This window comes from Streptomyces sp. PA03-3a (assembly GCF_033792735.1).
GTDB lineage: Bacteria > Actinomycetota > Actinomycetes > Streptomycetales > Streptomycetaceae > Actinacidiphila.
Map to the genome: position 1 here is coordinate 121,170 of NZ_JARAVM010000004.1, position 17,155 is coordinate 138,324.

Below are 17,155 nucleotides of genomic sequence, written 5' to 3' on the forward strand. Positions count from 1 at the left end.
GCGGCGCCGCGCTGTCGGTGCGGTGACATAGGCTTTCTTGCCGTGGAGCCCGACCTGTTCACCGCCGCCGCAGAGGAACGCCAGTCGAGGGAGCCCGGAGGCAGCCCCCTGGCCGTACGGATGCGCCCCCGTACCCTCGACGAGGTCGTGGGGCAGGGCCATCTGCTCCGCCCCGGGTCGCCGCTGCGGCGCCTGGTCGGCGAGGGCGGCGGCGGACCGGCGGGACCGTCCTCGGTGATCCTGTGGGGCCCGCCGGGCATCGGCAAGACGACCCTCGCGTACGTCGTCAGCCACGCCACCAACAAGCGCTTCGTCGAGCTGTCGGCGATCACCGCGGGCGTCAAGGAGGTCCGCGCGGTCATCGAGAGCGCCAAGCGCGAGTCCGGGGGCTACGGACGCGACACCGTGCTCTTCCTGGACGAGATCCACCGGTTCAGCAAGGCCCAGCAGGACTCCCTGCTCCCCGCGGTCGAGAACCGCTGGGTCACCCTGATCGCCGCCACCACCGAGAACCCGTACTTCTCGATCATCTCCCCGCTGCTGTCCCGGTCCCTGCTGCTCACCCTGGAGTCCCTGACCGACGACGACCTGCGCGGCCTGCTGCGCCGGGCGCTCACGGACGAGCGCGGCCTGAAGGGCGCGGTCACGCTGCCCGAGGACACCGAGGAGCACCTGCTGCGGATCGCGGGCGGGGACGCCCGCCGGGCGCTGACGGCCCTGGAGGCGGGGGCGGGCGCGGCCCTGGCGAAGGGTGAGCCGGAGATCTCCCTGAGCACCCTCGAGGAGACCGTCGACCGTGCCGCCGTGAAGTACGACCGCGACGGCGACCAGCACTACGACGTGGCCAGCGCGCTGATCAAGTCCATCCGCGGCTCGGACGTCGACGCCGCCCTGCACTACCTGGCCCGCATGATCGAGGCCGGGGAGGACCCGCGGTTCATCGCCCGCCGGCTGATGATCTCCGCCAGCGAGGACATCGGCCTCGCCGACCCGACCGCGCTGCCCACGGCGGTCGCCGCGGCCCAGGCGGTGGCGATGATCGGCTTCCCGGAGGCCGCGCTCACCCTCAGCCACGCCACGATCGCGCTCGCCCTGGCCCCCAAGTCCAACGCGGCCACGACGGCCATCGGGGCCGCCCTGGCCGACGTACGGGCGGGCAAGGCCGGTCCGGTCCCGTCCCATCTGCGCGACAGCCACTACAAGGGCGCCGCCAAGCTCGGCCACGGCACGGGCTACCAGTACCCGCACGATCTGCCCGGCGCCATCGCCGCCCAGCAGTACGCACCCGACGAGATCCACGGCCGGCGCTACTACGAGCCGACCCGCTACGGGGCCGAGGCCCGCTACGCCGACGTGCTGGAGCGCGTCAGGGAGCGTCTGGCGGGCGAGTAGCGCGGAGCCGCCCGCGAGCTCAGCGGTCCCGCGCCGCCGCCTCCCGCGCGGCGTCGAAGAGCGCGTGCATGGCCCGGTGCAGGTCGGTGTGGCCCCGTACCGGCTCCGGGAACTCGAAGCGGGCGTCGAAGACGCCGTCCTCGCCGGTGAAGCGCACCCGCAGCCCGAAGCGGTCCAGGGCGAGCGGCACCGCGGTGGCCGGGACGCCGCGGCAGGCGCCGGCCCCGCCGGCGAGGGCGCACAGCCGGCCCACCTGGTCGGCGTGGGCGGCCGCGAGGTGCTGGAGCAGTTCCGCCTCGTGGTCGACGAGCGGGTCGGGGCGGGCGGCGGCGAACTCGTCCGGCTCCACCTGCTCCGCGCCCCACAGGTCGTCCAGCGACGCCTCGCCGACCTCCAGCCGCAGCCGTACCTTCCCGGCCGGGGCCGGCAGGTCGCGTGCCACGGTGACCCAGCCCGCGATCCAGGCGCGGCCGCGGATGCGCCCGGGCACCGCGACCGGGGCGACGTCAGTGATGTCGAGCACAGCCGTGAGGTCGTCGTCCTCGGCGTGCGTCGCGGCCCGGACGGCGGGTGATTCCGCGGGGAACAGCAGGAACAGGTCGCCGTCGGTGCCCACGATCCGCTCCTCTGGGACCATGAGCTCGGGGAGGTCGGGCACCAGGCCGGGAATCACCAGGATGGCGGAGGCGGTACTCTGTACGAGAGTTCGTGTGCGCTCGGCTGCTGACGGCAGTCGGGCGATTTCATGCCCGCTGGGACGCGGCTGACCATGAGCTGATCGGACCTCCGTCAAGTCGGCGCCCTCGTTGGCGTCGGCGGCGCCCTGTGCGGCGCCCGTTACGTCCGTGATGCGTGTGGTGTTCCCTGGGCGCGACATACGATCTCCTTCGCTAAGGTAAGCCTTACCTAACTTACATGGAGGTCTGGGAAACGTGAACCAGTCGCGTCCCAAGGTCAAGAAGTCGCGTGCCCTCGGCATCGCCCTGACGCCGAAGGCCGTCAAGTACTTCGAGGCCCGTCCCTACCCGCCGGGCGAGCACGGCCGTGGCCGCAAGCAGAACAGTGACTACAAGGTCCGACTGCTGGAGAAGCAGCGCCTGCGCGCGCAGTACGACATCTCCGAGCGCCAGATGGCCCGCGCCTACGACCGCGCCCGCAAGGTCAGCGGCAAGACCGGCGAGGCCCTGATCGTCGAGCTCGAGCGCCGCCTGGACGCCCTCGTCCTGCGCGCCGGCCTGGCCCGCACCATCTACCAGGCCCGCCAGATGGTCGTCCACGGCCACATCGAGGTCAACGGCCACAAGGTCGACAAGCCGTCGTTCCGCGTCACCCCCGACGACGTCGTGATGGTCCGCGAGCGCTCCCGCGCCAAGACCCCGTTCCAGGTCGCCCGCGAGGGCGGCTGGGCCGGCGAGGGCGAGACCCCGAAGTACCTGCAGGTCAACCTGCAGGCGCTGGCCTTCCGCCTGGACCGTCTGCCGAACCGTCGTGAGGTCCCCGTGATCTGCGACGAGCAGCTCGTCGTCGAGTACTACGCTCGCTGACGCCTGCCGCACCCGGCACGCACGTCAGCCCCGGCGCCCCGCCCTTCCGGCGGGGCGCCGGGGCTTTCGCGTCCCCCGGCAGGCCCGGCCGGTCAGTCCTGGGCCGACCGGCCGAGCGGCGCGCCGGCGGGCAGCGGGCCGGCCGGCGGGACGGGACCGCTGGGCCGACGCGGGCCGGGCCGCGTCGGGGGCAGCCCGGTCAGGGCCCTGGCGACGGCGGCGTCCAGGTCGAGCACGAGGCCCTCGGCGTACGCGCCCTCGTAGCCGGGCCGGCCCAACTCGGCGCGGGCCAGCTCCTCGCAGCGCTGATGGGGGATGCCGAAGTGGCGCGAGCCGAACACCGGCAGCCCGACGAGCCGCCAGATGCCGCCCGCCGCGCCCTGCAGCACCGCCGCCTCCCGGGCGTCCCCCGGGGCGCGCAGCAGCGCGAGCAGTTCGATGCCGAGCACGATGCCCACCATGTCGCGGAAGGTGTGGTTGATCCGCACGCACTCGGCCGCGAGTTCGGCGGCGAGCACCGGGTCGTCCTGCCACCAGGCGATGACCGCCCGCGTGTAGAGCGCGTACGCCAGCGCCCACCGCTCCCCGTGGTCCTCGCAGACCTCGCGGATGCGGTCGCACAGCTCGATCCCGCCCTCCAGGTCGCCGTCGAAGGCCACCGCCATCGCCAGCTCGACCTCGGCCATGATCACGTTGCTGTTCAGCTCGCCCAGCGTCCGGTAGTGGCCCAGTGCCTCCTCGAACAGCGCCCTGGCGCGCGGCAGGTCGCCGCCGAGCAGCGCCCCGCACCCCATGCGGTGCACCGCGTACGCCACCGCCGTCGCGTCGCCGGTGGCCAGTGCCTGCTCCCGGCACTCGTAGAGCATGCCGAGCGCCGCGGTGCCGTCGCCCTGGAGGATCGAGACGTAACCGCACACCCACAGCGCCTTGGCACGCTGCCCCGTGGGCTCGTGATCGGCCGCCAGCGCGCGCTCCAGCCAGTAGCGGCCCTCGGCGAGCCGGCCGCAGCCGACCCAGAAGAACCACAGGCTCGCCGCCAGGTACTGCCCGGTCCGCAACTCCTCGGGGGCCTCCAGGGAGAACTCCAGCGCGGCCCGCAGATTGGCCAGCTCCCGCTCGGTGCCGAGCGAGATCTCCTCCTGCCGCGCGCCGAACCACTCCATCTCGCCCCAGGTGGCGAAGCCCAGGTACCAGTCGCGGTGCCGGGTCCGCAGCCGGCGCTCCTCGCCCAGCTCGCGCAGCCACCCCAGCCCGTACTCGCGCACCGTGTCCAGCAGCAGGTAGCGCACCACGCCCGCGTCCTCGCGGCGCAGCACCACCGACTTGTCCACCAGGTCCGCCAGCAGGTCCACCATCGTCTCGGCCGCCACCTCGCCGCCCGCGCACACGTACTCGGCGGCGTCGAGGTCGAAGTCCCCGGCGAACACCGACAGCCGTGCCCACAGCAGCCGTTCGCGCGGGGTGCACAGCTCATGGCTCCACCCGATCGTGGTGCGCAGCGCGCGGTGCCGTTCGGGGCCGCCGGTGCCGCCGCGGCGGGTGAGCAGCCGGAAGCGGTCGTCCAGGCGCCCGGTGATCTGCCGCACCGACAGCGCCCGCACCCGGCCCGCCGCCAGCTCCAGCGCCAGCGGGATCCCGTCCAGGCGGCGGCACAGCTCCTCCACCTCGGCCCGGTTGCCCGCGTCCACGGTGAAGCCGGGCAGCACCGCGGCCGCCCGGTCGGCGAACAGCTCCACCGCCTCGCCGGCGTCGCTCAGCGGTTCCAGGGCCACGATGTGCTCGCCCGCCACCCCCAGCGGCTGCCTGCTGGTGGCCAGCACCCGCAGGCCCGGTGCCCGCCGCAGCATCGCGTCGGCCAGTTCCGCCGCCACCTCCACCTGGGGCTCGCAGCAGTCCAGCACGAGGAGCAGTTCGCGGTGGGCCAGGAAGGCGCCGAGCGCGGCCCGGGGGCCGCGCGCGGTGTGGTCGGTGAGGCCGAGCGCGTCCGCCACGGCGTGGTCCACCAGTCCCGGGTCCCGCACGGCCGCGAGTTCGGCCAGCCAGACCCCGTCGGTGAAGCCGGCGCGCAGGCCGGCCGCCGCGCGCAGCGCGAGCCGGCTCTTGCCGACCCCGCCCACGCCGGTCACCGTCACCATCCGGGCCCGTTCCAGCAGGCGGGCCACGTCGTCGAGCTCGGGCCGCCGGCCGACGAAGTGGTCCAGCTCGCACGGCAGGTTGCCCGGCGTCGTCTCATGGCGCATGGGTCACGGAGGGTATCGTCGAATAAGCGGAACGTACAATCCGGGCCTGTCGCCCGGGGGCGGTCGGGGGCGGCACCGGCCCGCAATGCGGTACGGAGCGTGCTGCCCGTCGCGATAAGGTCGGTATCTGATCGGTACCTGGTTCGCGCGGTGGAATCCGAGGGAGTGGCAACGTGTCCGGTGGAGAGGTGGCCGGCCTCATCGTGGCCGTCTTCTGGGCGATCCTCGTGTCGTTCCTCGCCGTGGCACTCGTACGGCTCGCCCAGGCGCTCCGTCAGGCGACCCGCCTCGTGGCGGAGGTGACCGACCAGGCCGTGCCGCTGCTCGGCGAGGCCTCCGACGCGGTTCGCGCGGCCCACGCCCAGCTGGCCCGCGTGGACACCATCACCTCCGACGTCGCCGAGGTGACCGCCAACGCCTCCGCCCTGTCCACGACCGTCGCCTCCACCTTCGGAGGCCCCCTCGTGAAGGTCGCGGCCTTCGGCTACGGCGTGCGGCGCGCGGTCACCCTGCAGGCAAAGGGCGCCGCCAAGAAGCGCACCGTGGTCGTCGGCCGGACGCTCCCGTCCGCCCGCCGCCGTAAGTCAAGGGGCTGACCTGCATGTTCCGCCGTGCCTTCTGGTTCACCGCCGGTGCCGCCGCCGGGGTGTGGGCCACCAACAAGGTCCATCGCAAGATCCGCAGCCTGACGCCCGAGAGCCTCGCGGCGAAGGCGGCCGACAAGGCCCTCGAGGCCGGGGACCGGCTGCGCACCTTCGCGCAGGACGTCCGCGCCGGCATGTCGGAGCGCGAGGGACAGCTCAACGACGCACTGGGCCGTACGGCCCCCGACCTCGACATGCCGGCCCCGCGGCCGGCGATCTCGTACCACCACCGGAAGGACGAACACTGATGGAGTCGGCAGAAATCCGCCGCCGCTGGCTGCGTTTCTTCGAGGAGCGCGGGCACACCGTAGTGCCGTCGGCGTCGCTCATCGCCGACGACCCGACGCTCCTTCTGGTGCCCGCGGGCATGGTCCCGTTCAAGCCCTACTTCCTGGGTGAGGTCAAGCCGCCCTTCCCGCGCGCCACCAGCGTGCAGAAGTGCGTCCGCACGCCCGACATCGAAGAGGTCGGCAAGACCACGCGCCACGGCACGTTCTTCCAGATGTGCGGCAACTTCTCCTTCGGCGACTACTTCAAGGAAGGCGCCATCAAGTTCGCCTGGGAGCTGCTCACCAGTTCTGTGGCGGACGGCGGTTACGGCCTCGACCCCGAGCGGCTGTGGATCACGGTCTACAAGGACGACGACGAGGCCGAGCAGATCTGGCGCGACGTCGTGGGCGTGCCCGCCGAGCGCATCCAGCGCCTGGGCATGAAGGACAACTTCTGGTCCATGGGCGTCCCGGGCCCCTGCGGCCCGTGCTCCGAGATCAACTACGACCGCGGCCCCGAGTTCGGTGTCGAGGGCGGCCCCGCCGTCAACGACGAGCGGTACGTGGAGATCTGGAACCTGGTCTTCATGCAGTACGAGCGCGGGGAGGGCAGCGGCAAGGAGGAGTTCCCGATCCTCGGCGACCTGCCCGCCAAGAACATCGACACCGGTCTCGGTCTCGAGCGTCTCGCCATGATCCTGCAGGACGTGCAGAACATGTACGAGACCGACACCCTGCGTGCCGTCATCGACAAGGCCACCGAGCTCACCGGCGTCGCCTACGGCTCCGCGCACGAGTCCGACGTCTCGCTGCGCGTCGTCGCCGACCACATGCGCACCTCCGTCATGCTCATCGGCGACGGCGTCACCCCCGGCAACGAGGGCCGCGGTTATGTGCTGCGCCGCATCATGCGCCGCGCCATCCGCAACATGCGGCTGCTCGGTGCCACGGACGCCGTGGTCGGCGACCTCGTGGACACCGTCATCAAGACGATGGGGCAGCAGTACCCGGAGCTCGTCGAGGACCGCAAGCGCATCGAGACGGTCGCCCTCGCCGAGGAGTCCCGCTTCCTCAAGACGCTCAAGGCCGGCACCAATGTGCTGGACACCGCCGTCACCGAGGCCAAGTCCACCGGTTCCGGCGTCCTCTCCGGCGACAAGGCCTTCCTGCTCCACGACACCTGGGGCTTCCCGATCGACCTCACCCTCGAAATGGCCGCGGAGCAGGGCCTGTCGGTGGACCAGGACGGCTTCCGCCGCCTGATGAAGGAGCAGCGGGACCGCGCCAAGGCGGACGCCCTGGTGAAGAAGAGCGGGCATGTCGACATGTCCGCGTACCGGGCCGTCGCCGACACCGCCGGCAGCACCGTCTTCACCGGCTACACAGACAACGAGGGCGAGGCCAGCGTCGTCGGCCTGCTCGTCGACGGTGTGCCGTCGCCCGCCGCCAACGAGGGCGACGAGGTCGAGGTCATCCTGGACCGCACCCCCTTCTACGCCGAGGGCGGCGGCCAGCTCGCCGACACCGGCCGGATCCGCACCGACTCGGGCGCCGTCATCGAGGTCCGCGACGTACAGCAGCCCGTGCCGGGCGTGACCGTGCACAAGGGCAGCGTCCAGGTCGGCGAGGTGACGGTCGGCGCCGGCGTCCTCGCCAAGATCGACCTCGGCCGCCGCCGGGCGATCGCCCGCGCCCACAGTGCCACCCACCTCACCCACCAGGCGCTGCGCGACGCCCTCGGCCCCACGGCCGCCCAGGCCGGTTCGGAGAACTCCCCGGGCCGCTTCCGCTTCGACTTCGGCTCGCCGGCCGCCGTGCCGGGCAGCGTGCTGTCGGACGTCGAGCAGAAGATCAACGCCGTGCTCGCCCGCGAGCTCGACGTCAGCGCCGAGATCATGAGCATCGACGAGGCCAAGAAGCAGGGCGCCATCGCCGAGTTCGGCGAGAAGTACGGCGAGCGGGTGCGCGTCGTGACGATCGGGGACTACTCCAAGGAGCTCTGCGGCGGCACACACGTGCACAACACCGCCCAGCTGGGCCTGGTGAAGCTGCTCGGCGAGTCCTCGATCGGCTCCGGCGTGCGCCGGGTCGAGGCCCTGGTGGGCGTGGACGCGTACAACTTCCTCGCCCGCGAGCACACGGTCGTCGCCCAGCTCCAGCAGCTGGTCAAGGGCCGCCCGGAGGAGCTCCCGGAGAAGATCTCCGGGATGCTCGCCAAGCTCAAGGAGGCCGAGAAGGAGATCGAGCGCTTCCGCGCCGAGAAGGTCCTGCAGGCCGCGGCCGGGCTCGCCGACTCCGCCCAGGACGTCAAGGGCGTGGCCCTGGTCACCGGACAGGTCCCGGACGGCACCGGCGCCGACGACCTGCGCAAGCTCGTCCTGGACGTGCGCCAGCGGATCGGCGGCGGCCGTGCGGCCGTCGTGGCCCTGTTCGCCGTGGCGGGCGACCGCCCGCTGACCGTCATCGCCACCAACGAGGCGGCCCGTGAGCGCGGCCTGAAGGCCGGCGAGCTGGTCCGTACCGCTGCCAAGACCCTCGGCGGCGGCGGTGGCGGCAAGCCGGACGTCGCCCAGGGCGGAGGCCAGAACGCGGACGCGGTCGGCGAGGCCATCGCCGCCGTGCAGCGTCTGGTCGCAGAGACGGCCTGAGGCCTCGATGCGCAGGGGTCGCAGGATCGCGATCGACGTCGGGGACGCCCGCATCGGGGTCGCCTCGTGCGACCCCGACGGGCTGATCGCCACACCCGTCGAGACGGTGCCCGGCCGGGACGCCCCGGCCGCGCGCCGTCGCATCGCACAGATCGTCGAGGAGTACGAGCCGATCGAGGTTCTGGTCGGCCTGCCCCGCTCGCTCAACGGGCGGGAGGGGCAGGCCGCGGCCAAGGCCCGCGGCTTCGCCCAGGATGTGGCGAAGATCATCTCCCCCGTACCGGTGCGCCTGGTGGACGAGCGGATGACGACCGTGACAGCGACGCAGGGGCTGCGCGCATCGGGCGTCAAGGCGAAGAAGGGACGCTCCGTCGTGGACCAGGCGGCGGCCGTGGTCATCCTGCAGAGCGCCCTCGAGACGGAACGGGTGTCCGGTAAAGAGCCGGGCGAGAGCGTCGAACCGTTTATCTGATCGCGGTACGGTAACGTTCCGCGCAGCACGGCGGCCACAGCTGGATCCGTGGGTGCCGACGGGCCGGGACCCGTCCCGCCCGCGCCACAAGCGCCGGCCTGCTGCCGCCTCGCGAACCGAACCGTAGGGGATCGATGACTGACTATGGCCGGAGCCCGGGCTCCGAAGCATGGCACCCCGAAGACCCTCTCTTCGGTGATCAGTGGGGGCAGCAGCAACACCCCGAGCAACAACAGCACCAGCAGTATTCCCAGTACCAGCAGCAACCCCAGCACCCGCAGCAGCAGCACCCTCAGCACGCACAGAACCAGCAGCACCCGCAGTACCAGCAGCAGGGCGGCTGGGACCCCTACGGCAACACCGGTCAGCAGCAGCAGTACCCGTACGACCCCCAGCAGCAGTACGACTCCTGGGGCGCCCCGGCGGGCTACGGCCAGGACGGCTACGGCGGCCAGCAGCAGCCCGACTACTACGGGCAGGGCGGTTACCCGCCCCCGCAGCGGCCCGACCAGCGCTACCCGGAGGGCCAGCCCCAGTACCAGCAGCAGCCGCAGCAACAACAGCCGCAGCAGTTGCAGCAACCGCAACCGCAGCAGCCGCCGCAGCGGCAGCAGCGCTCCCGGCCGGCCGAGCAGGACGCCCCGCTCTGGGACGAGGAGGAGGGTGCCGCCGACGACCACTCCTTCTTCTCCGGCTCGGACGACGACGAGGACGACGAGCCGCAGCAGGGCCGCAACGACCGGCGCGGCCGCGCGGGCAAGGGCGGGAAGGCGGGGAAGGGCGGCAAGAAGCGGCGCTCCGGCATGGCGTGCCTGGTCGTGCTGGTCGTCCTCGGCGGCGGCATCGCCGGTGTCGGCTGGTTCGGCTACCGGTACTACCAGAGCAACTTCGGCCCGCCGCCGGACTTCGCGGGGAAGGGCAGCGGCGAGGTCCAGGTCGAGATCCCGCAGGGCGCGAGCGGCATCCAGATCGGCAACATCCTCAAGAAGGCAGGCGTGGTCAAGAGCGTCGACGCCTTCACGGCCGCCGTCAGCAAGGACCCGGAAGGCAACTCCATCCAGGCGGGCGTCTACGTCCTGCACAAGGAGATGGCCGCGTCCAGCGCCGTCACGATGATGCTCGACCCGAAGTCGCAGAACGTCCTTGTCATCGCCGAGGGCCTGCGCGACGTGCAGATCTACGAGATCGTCGACGCCAAGCTGGGGCTCGACAAGGGCACCACCGCCAAGGTCGCCGAGGACGAGGTCGGCAAACTCGGACTGCCCGAGTGGGCGGACGACGACAAGGAGATCAAGGACCCGCTGGAGGGCTTCCTCTGGCCGAGCCGCTACAGCGTCGGCAAGGACACCAAGCCCGTCGACCTGCTGCGCAGCATGGTCACCAACGCCAAGAAGCAGTACACCAAGTACGACGTCGAGGCGAAGGCCGAGAAGCTGGGGCTGGAGTCGCCGCTGCAGGTCGTCACCCTGGCCAGCCTGGTGCAGGCCGAGGGCAAGTCGGACGAGGACTTCCGGAAGATGTCGCGCGTCGTCTACAACCGCCTCAAGCCGACCAACACCGAGACCAACGGCAAGCTCGAGTTCGACTCGACGTACAACTACCTGAAGAACCAGAGCGAGATCAATCTCTCGCTCAAGGAGCTCCGCACCTTCGACGACCCTTACAACACGTACTACTACCGGGGTCTCCCGCCGGGACCGATCGGCAACCCCGGCGCGAAGGCGCTGGCCGCGGCCATGGATCCCGAACCGGGCAAGTGGTACTACTTCATCTCCCTGGACGGGCACACGACCGAGTTCACGGAGACACTCGCCGAGCACGACAAGCTCGCCGACGAGTTCGACAAGAAGCACAACGGCTGAGCCGCCGCCTCTTGGGCGCCGCGCGGGGAACGTCCCCCGCGCGGCGCCCTGGTGCTGCCCGGCCCCGTCGGACCACCGGGCCCTAGACTCGACCGGGCCGTCCCCGGCCTGAGGAGGGCGGCCCGAACCGCCGGACATCACGCACCGAGGGGACCAGCCCATGACGAAGAGCCCTCGGGAGGCCGCGCGTGCCTAGGGCAGCCGTCCTCGGATCGCCGATCGCGCACTCCCTCTCCCCGGTGCTGCACCGCGCCGCCTACACGGAACTGGGTCTGACCGACTGGACGTACGACCGCTACGAGGTCGACGAGGCCGCGCTGCCGGGGTTCCTGGCCGGGCTGGCCGACCAGCCGGGCGGCGGACGCTGGGCGGGGCTGTCGCTCACGATGCCGCTCAAGCGGGCGGTCATCCCGCTGCTGGACGAGGTCAGCGACACCGCCTCCGCCGTCGAGGCCGTCAACACACTCGTCCTCACCGAGGACGGACGCCGCCTGGGCGACAACACCGACATCCCCGGGATGGTGGCGGCCCTGCGCGAGCGCGGCGTCGAACGCGTCGACTCCGCCGCCGTCCTCGGCGCCGGGGCGACCGCCTCGTCCGCGCTGGCCGCGTTGGCGCAGATCTGCGACGGCGAGATCACCGCGTACGTGCGCAGCGGCACCCGCGCCGACGAGATGCGGGGGTGGGGCGAGCGGCTCGGCGTGGCCGTGCGGACGGCCGCATGGGAGGACGCCGCCGGGGCGCTTTCCGCGCCCCTGGTGATCTCCACGACACCGGCCGGCACCGCGGACGCGCTCGCCGCCGCCGTGCCGGAGCGGCCCGGCACCCTCTTCGACGTGCTGTACGACCCGTGGCCCACCGCGCTCGTGTCCGCCTGGGCGGGGCGCGGCGGAGCCGTCGTCGGGGGACTCGACCTGCTGGTGCACCAGGCGGTGCTGCAGGTGGAGCTGATGACGGGCCGCAAACCGGCCCCCCTGGCGGCCATGCGGGCGGCGGGGGAGGCGGCGCTGCACCGCTCCTGACCCCTTCTGACCGCTCCTGAGCGGCCCGCGGCGGTCCACGGAGGTGTCCACGGGGCTGTCCGCCCAGCGGACCGCGCGCCGGCTTCGCCGCCGGACGTGAAAGGATCGGTTTACGCACGGATGGTCCGGTCCGCCTCGCCGCGGTCCGGGCGATGATGAAGGAGCGAGCACCGTTGAGCAGGTTGCGCTGGCTGACCGCGGGGGAGTCGCACGGCCCCGCACTCGTCGCGACGCTGGAGGGTCTGCCCTCCGGTGTGCCGATCACCACCGAGATGGTGGCGGACCACCTCGCACGGCGGCGGCTCGGCTATGGCCGCGGTGCCCGGATGAAGTTCGAGCAGGACCAGGTCACCTTCCTCGGCGGTGTGCGCCACGGGCTCACCATGGGCTCCCCGGTCGCGATCATGGTGGGGAACACCGAGTGGCCCAAGTGGGAGCAGGTCATGGCGGCCGATCCGGTGGACCCCGAGGTCCTCGCCGGGCTCGCGCGCAACGCCCCGCTGACCCGGCCGCGCCCCGGCCACGCCGACCTCGCGGGCATGCAGAAGTACGGCTTCGACGAGGCCCGGCCGATCCTGGAGCGCGCCTCCGCCCGTGAGACGGCCGCCCGGGTCGCACTCGGCGCCGTGGCCCGCTCCTACCTCAAGGAGACGGCCGGCATCGAGATCGTCTCCCACGTGGTGGAACTCGCCGCGGCCAAGGCCCCGTACGGCGTCCTCCCCACCCCCGCCGACGTCGAGAAGCTCGACGCCGACCCCGTGCGCTGCCTCGACGCCGACGCGAGCAAGCGGATGGTCGCCGAGATCGACCAGGCCCACAAGGACGGCGACACCCTCGGCGGCGTCGTCGAGGTGCTCTCCTACGGCGTGCCCGTCGGCCTCGGCAGCCATGTGCACTGGGACCGCCGGCTGGACGCGCGGCTGGCCGGCGCCCTCATGGGCATCCAGGCCATCAAGGGCGTCGAGGTCGGCGACGGCTTCGAGCTCGCCCGGGTGCCCGGCTCCAAGGCGCACGACGAGATCGTCTCCACCGAGGACGGCATCCGCCGCTCCACCGGCCGTTCGGGCGGCACCGAGGGCGGCCTGAGCACCGGCGAGCTGCTGCGGGTGCGGGCCGCGATGAAGCCCATCGCCACCGTGCCGCGCGCCCTGGCCACCGTGGACGTGACCACCGGCGAGGCCACCCAGGCCCACCACCAGCGTTCCGACGTCTGCGCCGTCCCGGCCGCGGCCATCGTCGCCGAGGCGATGGTCGCCCTGGTCCTGGCCGACGCGGTCGCGGAGAAGTTCGGCGGCGACAGCGTCGCCGAGACCCGCCGCAACGTGCGCGGCTACCTCGAGAACCTGGCGATCCGATGAGCGCCCCGGTCGTCGTCCTGGTGGGCCCCATGGGGGTCGGCAAGACCACCGTCGGCGAGCTGCTCGCCCAGCGGCTCGGCACCACCTGCCGCGACACCGACGCCGACATCGTCGAGGCCGAGGGCCGGCCGATCGCTGACATCTTCGTCGAGGACGGCGAGGAGCACTTCCGCGCCCTGGAGGCGGCGGCCGTCCGTGCGGCGCTCGCCGAGCACCGCGGCGTGCTCGCGCTCGGCGGCGGCTCGATCCTGGACGAGGACACCCGCAAGCTGCTCTCCGGCCTGCCGGTGGTCTTCCTCGACATGGACGTCGCCGAGGCAGTCAAGCGGGTCGGCCTCGACACCGCCCGCCCGCTGCTCGCCGTCAACCCGCGGCGGCAGTGGCGCGAGCTGATGGAGGCCCGCCGCCCGCTGTACACCGAGGTCGCCCGCGCCGTGGTCGGCACGGAGGGCCGGACCCCCGAGGACGTCGCGGACGCCGTCCTGGACGCACTGGAGCTGAAGAACGCATGACGGAGCACGCCGCACACGCCCCCATCCGCATCCGGGTCGGGGGCGGTGAGGGCACCGAGTCGTACGAGGTGCTGGTCGGCCGGCAGCTGCTCGGCGAGCTGCCGGGCCTGATCGGCGACAGGGCGGCGCGGGTCGCCGTCATCCACCCCGAGGCCCTGGAGGCCACCGGCCAGGCGCTGCGCGATGACCTGGCGGAGCAGGGGTACGAGGCCGTCGCCATCCAGGTGCCCAACGCCGAGGAGGCCAAGACCACGGAGGTCGCGGCGTACTGCTGGCGGGCGCTCGGCCAGTCGGGATTCACCCGTACGGATGTCATCGTGGGCGTCGGCGGCGGTGCCACCACCGACCTCGCCGGGTTCGTCGCGGCGACCTGGCTGCGCGGGGTCCGCTGGGTCGCCGTGCCGACCACCGTGCTCGGCATGGTGGACGCGGCCGTCGGCGGCAAGACCGGCATCAACACCGCCGAGGGCAAGAACCTCGTCGGGGCCTTCCACCCGCCCGCCGGGGTGCTCTGCGACCTCGCCGCGCTGGAGTCGCTGCCGGTCAACGACTACGTCAGCGGTCTCGCCGAGATCATCAAGGCGGGCTTCATCGCCGACCCCGTGATCCTGGACCTGATCGAGCGGGACCCGGCCGCCGCCCGCGGTCCCGGGGGCCCGCACACCGCCGAGCTCCTCGAGCGCGCCATCCGCGTCAAGGCCGAGGTGGTCTCCGCGGACCTCAGGGAGTCGGGCCTGCGCGAGATCCTCAACTACGGCCACACGCTCGGCCACGCCATCGAGAAGAACGAGCGCTACAACTGGCGGCACGGCGCGGCTGTCTCCATCGGCATGGTCTTCGCCGCCGAGCTCGGCCGCCTCGCCGGCCGCCTCGACGACGCCACCGCCGACCGCCACCGCTCCGTCCTGGAGTCCGTCGGCCTGCCGCTGACCTACCGCGGCGACCAGTGGCCGAGGCTGCTGGAGACGATGAAGGTCGACAAGAAGTCCCGCGGCGACCGGCTGCGCTTCATCGTCCTGGACGGCCTCGCCAAGCCGACCGTCCTGGAAGCCCCCGACCCCGGGGTGCTCCTCGCCGCCTACGCGGAGATCTCCACGTAGGCGCGCACACGCACGGGACGACGGGTCCCGAACGGCCGGGCACCCCGTGGGCTGCCCGGCCGTTCACACAACTGCGGCCGCCCACGGTACCGTTCGGTCGAACCTGAAAGCTCTCGTACGGATGGAGTGGCCTCGATGCAGCATGCCGTGGGTGCGCCGCTGCCACCGCCGCACGGTGGGCAGCAGGCCGGGCAGCCAGGGCCGCCGCCGCAGCCCCCGGGCACCACCGGCCACTTCCCGATGGCCCAGGGGTCCCCCGTACAGCATCCGGTCCAGCCGTCCGCGCAGTCCGCCGGCGGAGCCGGCGCTCCGCTCCCGCGCGCCACGCACGGCCCCGTCGCGGTCCTGCTGATCGGCGCGGCCGGGGCGGGCAAGACGACCATCGCCCGGCACTGGGCCGACCACCGCGGCGTACCGACCGCCCACGTCAGCCTGGACGACGTCCGCGAGTGGGTCCGCTCAGGCTTCGCCGACCCGCAGTCCGGCTGGAACGACAACTCCGAGGCGCAGTACCGCCTGGCCCGCCGCACCTGCGGTTTCGCGGCCCGCAACTTCCTGGCGAACGGCATCTCCTGCATCATCGACGACGCGGTCTTCCCCGACCGCCCGGTCGTCGGCCTCGGCGGCTGGAAGCGCCACGTCGGGCCCGGCCTGCTGCCCGTCGTCCTCCTGCCCGGCCTCGACATCGTGCTGGCCCGCAACGCCCAGCGCAGCGGCAACCGGCGGCTCTCGGACGAGGAGGTCGCCCGCATCCACGGCCGCATGGCCGGCTGGTACGGTTCCGGGCTGCCCATCATCGACAACTCCCACCTCGACGTCGCCGCGGCCGCCGCCGCGCTCGACGGCGTCGTCACCCGCAGCCTGCAGGGCCCGCCCGCCTGGTAGCCGCCACCCGGCGGCTCTCGACAGGCCGACCGGCGGCACGCGACGTACGCTCGCCACATGTCCGAGGTGCACGCTGCCCGCAGGGAACGCCTTCGGGACCGCTGCGCGGCGGCCGGATCGGCGGCGGCGCTCGTCTCCCGACCCGCCAACGTCCGCTATCTGACGGGCTGCGCCCCGCCGGGGACCGTGCTGCTGGTCGGGCCGGGTCCCGAGGACGTGCTCGTCCATCGACGTCATCCGTCCGGCGACCTGGCCGAGGGCCGGCTGCCGGACGACGTGCGCGGCGTCGTCCTGTCCGGCCCCGAGGGCGACCCGGCGGTCACCGCCGCCGCGCTGGCCGCGGACCGCAAGGCCGAGGCCCTGGCGGTCGAGGAGCACCACCTCACCGTCGCACGGCACCGCGCCGTCGGCGGCGCGGCCCCCGGCGTACGCCTCTCCGACCTCGGCTCCGCCGTGGAGCAGCTCCGCCTGGTCAAGGACGAGCAGGAGATCTCGGCGCTGCGGATCGCCGCAGAGATCGCCGACCAGGCGCTCAGCGAGCTCCTGGAGTCGATCCTGGTGGGACGGACCGAACGCCACCTCGCCCTGGAGCTGGAGCGCCGTCTCATCGACCACGGGGCCGACGGCCCCGCCTTCCCCACCTGTGTGGGCACGGGCCCGCACTCGGGGGCCGCGCGCCACCTGCCCACCGACCGGCGCGTCGAGGAGGGCGACTTCCTCACCGTCTGCCTGGGCGCCTGCTACCGCGGCTACCGCTGCGAGGTGGGCCGGACCTTCGTCATCGGCACCACCCCGGCGGACTGGCAGATCGAGCTGTACGACCTGGTCTTCGCGGCCCAGCGGGCCGGCCGGGAGGCCCTCGCGCCCGGGGCCGCCTGCCGCGACGTGGACCACGCGGCGCGCCATGTGCTGGAGTCAGGGGGACACGGCGAGGCGCTGGGGGAGACCACCGGACACGGTGTCGGACTGGAGATCGGTGAGGACCCTCGGTTGTCCCCCTCGGCCATGGGTAAACTGGACGCTTGCGTGCCGGTCACCGTCGAACCGGGAGTCCACATCCCGGGCCGCGGCGGTGTCCGCATCGACGACACACTCGTCGTGCGTCCACCGACGGACGGCGGGCCCGAGCTACTCACCATCACGACCAAGGAGCTGCTCGCCCTGTAGAGGGCGGCCGCGGCTCCCGGGTCCCCGAAGCAGCAGTGCA

General features: G+C 72.8%; 15 protein-coding genes. 13 read left to right on the forward strand and 2 right to left on the reverse strand.

The genetic code is table 11. The features are described 5' to 3' along the window. Window positions 1–42: 42 nt before the first annotated feature. The gene (locus PV342_RS06130) at window positions 43–1,392 is read left to right on the forward strand and encodes a replication-associated recombination protein A (RefSeq protein ID WP_018564202.1); all 1,350 of its coding nucleotides are present in this window, start codon (window positions 43–45) and stop codon (window positions 1,390–1,392) included. Window positions 1,393–1,411: 19 nt separating this feature from the next. Here PV342_RS06130 and PV342_RS06135 read toward each other — a convergent pair whose 3' ends face one another. Then, window positions 1,412–2,125, reverse strand: a complete 714-nt coding sequence (locus PV342_RS06135) for a DUF2470 domain-containing protein (RefSeq protein ID WP_400800799.1) — start codon at window positions 2,123–2,125, stop codon at window positions 1,412–1,414. A 199-nt stretch (window positions 2,126–2,324) separates the two neighbouring features. On the opposite strand from PV342_RS06135, the gene rpsD reads away from it, so the two are divergent. Continuing rightward, window positions 2,325–2,936: a 30S ribosomal protein S4 gene (gene rpsD / locus PV342_RS06140; protein WP_018564200.1), complete on the forward strand. Its 612-nt coding sequence runs from the start codon at window positions 2,325–2,327 to the stop codon at window positions 2,934–2,936. A 92-nt stretch (window positions 2,937–3,028) separates the two neighbouring features. On the opposite strand, the gene PV342_RS06145 is transcribed toward rpsD, so the two are convergent. Continuing rightward, window positions 3,029–5,176, reverse strand: coding sequence for an ATP-binding protein (locus PV342_RS06145; RefSeq protein ID WP_500316071.1), 2,148 nt, complete (start codon window positions 5,174–5,176; stop codon window positions 3,029–3,031). A 173-nt stretch (window positions 5,177–5,349) separates the two neighbouring features. Between PV342_RS06145 and PV342_RS06150 the strand changes: the two genes are divergently transcribed. From PV342_RS06150 to PV342_RS06200, 11 genes are all read left to right on the forward strand, one after another. Next, window positions 5,350–5,772, forward strand: coding sequence for a DUF948 domain-containing protein (locus tag PV342_RS06150; RefSeq protein WP_018564198.1), 423 nt, complete (start codon window positions 5,350–5,352; stop codon window positions 5,770–5,772). A 5-nt stretch (window positions 5,773–5,777) separates the two neighbouring features. Then, window positions 5,778–6,068, forward strand: coding sequence for a DUF6167 family protein (locus tag PV342_RS06155; protein ID WP_018564197.1), 291 nt, complete (start codon window positions 5,778–5,780; stop codon window positions 6,066–6,068). Then, a complete protein-coding gene (gene alaS, locus PV342_RS06160) occupies window positions 6,068–8,737 on the forward strand; it encodes an alanine--tRNA ligase (protein ID WP_018564196.1) in 2,670 nt (889 codons plus the stop codon). The genes PV342_RS06155 and alaS overlap by 1 nt, the downstream gene beginning before the upstream one ends. 7 nt (window positions 8,738–8,744) lie before the next feature. Next, the gene (ruvX, locus tag PV342_RS06165; RefSeq protein ID WP_018564195.1) at window positions 8,745–9,209 is read left to right on the forward strand and encodes a Holliday junction resolvase RuvX; all 465 of its coding nucleotides are present in this window, start codon (window positions 8,745–8,747) and stop codon (window positions 9,207–9,209) included. A gap of 134 nt (window positions 9,210–9,343) precedes the next feature. After that, window positions 9,344–11,071 (forward strand): endolytic transglycosylase MltG, encoded by a 1,728-nt coding sequence (mltG, locus tag PV342_RS06170; protein ID WP_500316074.1) that lies wholly within the window; start codon window positions 9,344–9,346, stop codon window positions 11,069–11,071. Between the two features lie 188 nt (window positions 11,072–11,259). After that, a complete protein-coding gene (locus PV342_RS06175; protein ID WP_500316076.1) occupies window positions 11,260–12,093 on the forward strand; it encodes a shikimate dehydrogenase in 834 nt (277 codons plus the stop codon). Between the two features lie 173 nt (window positions 12,094–12,266). Beyond that, a complete protein-coding gene (aroC, locus tag PV342_RS06180; protein ID WP_500316078.1) occupies window positions 12,267–13,451 on the forward strand; it encodes a chorismate synthase in 1,185 nt (394 codons plus the stop codon). Further along, a complete protein-coding gene (locus tag PV342_RS06185; protein WP_018564191.1) occupies window positions 13,448–13,963 on the forward strand; it encodes a shikimate kinase in 516 nt (171 codons plus the stop codon). Before aroC ends, PV342_RS06185 begins: the two co-directional genes overlap by 4 nt. Next, complete coding sequence (gene aroB, locus PV342_RS06190; RefSeq protein ID WP_500316080.1) at window positions 13,960–15,063, forward strand: 3-dehydroquinate synthase; 1,104 nt, start codon at window positions 13,960–13,962, stop codon at window positions 15,061–15,063. The genes PV342_RS06185 and aroB overlap by 4 nt, the downstream gene beginning before the upstream one ends. 135 nt (window positions 15,064–15,198) lie before the next feature. Continuing rightward, complete coding sequence (locus PV342_RS06195; protein WP_500316082.1) at window positions 15,199–15,948, forward strand: AAA family ATPase; 750 nt, start codon at window positions 15,199–15,201, stop codon at window positions 15,946–15,948. A 57-nt stretch (window positions 15,949–16,005) separates the two neighbouring features. Next, on the forward strand, window positions 16,006–17,115 hold the full coding sequence (locus tag PV342_RS06200) for an aminopeptidase P family protein (protein ID WP_500316083.1): 1,110 nt from the start codon (window positions 16,006–16,008) through the stop codon (window positions 17,113–17,115). Window positions 17,116–17,155: the final 40 nt, after the last annotated feature.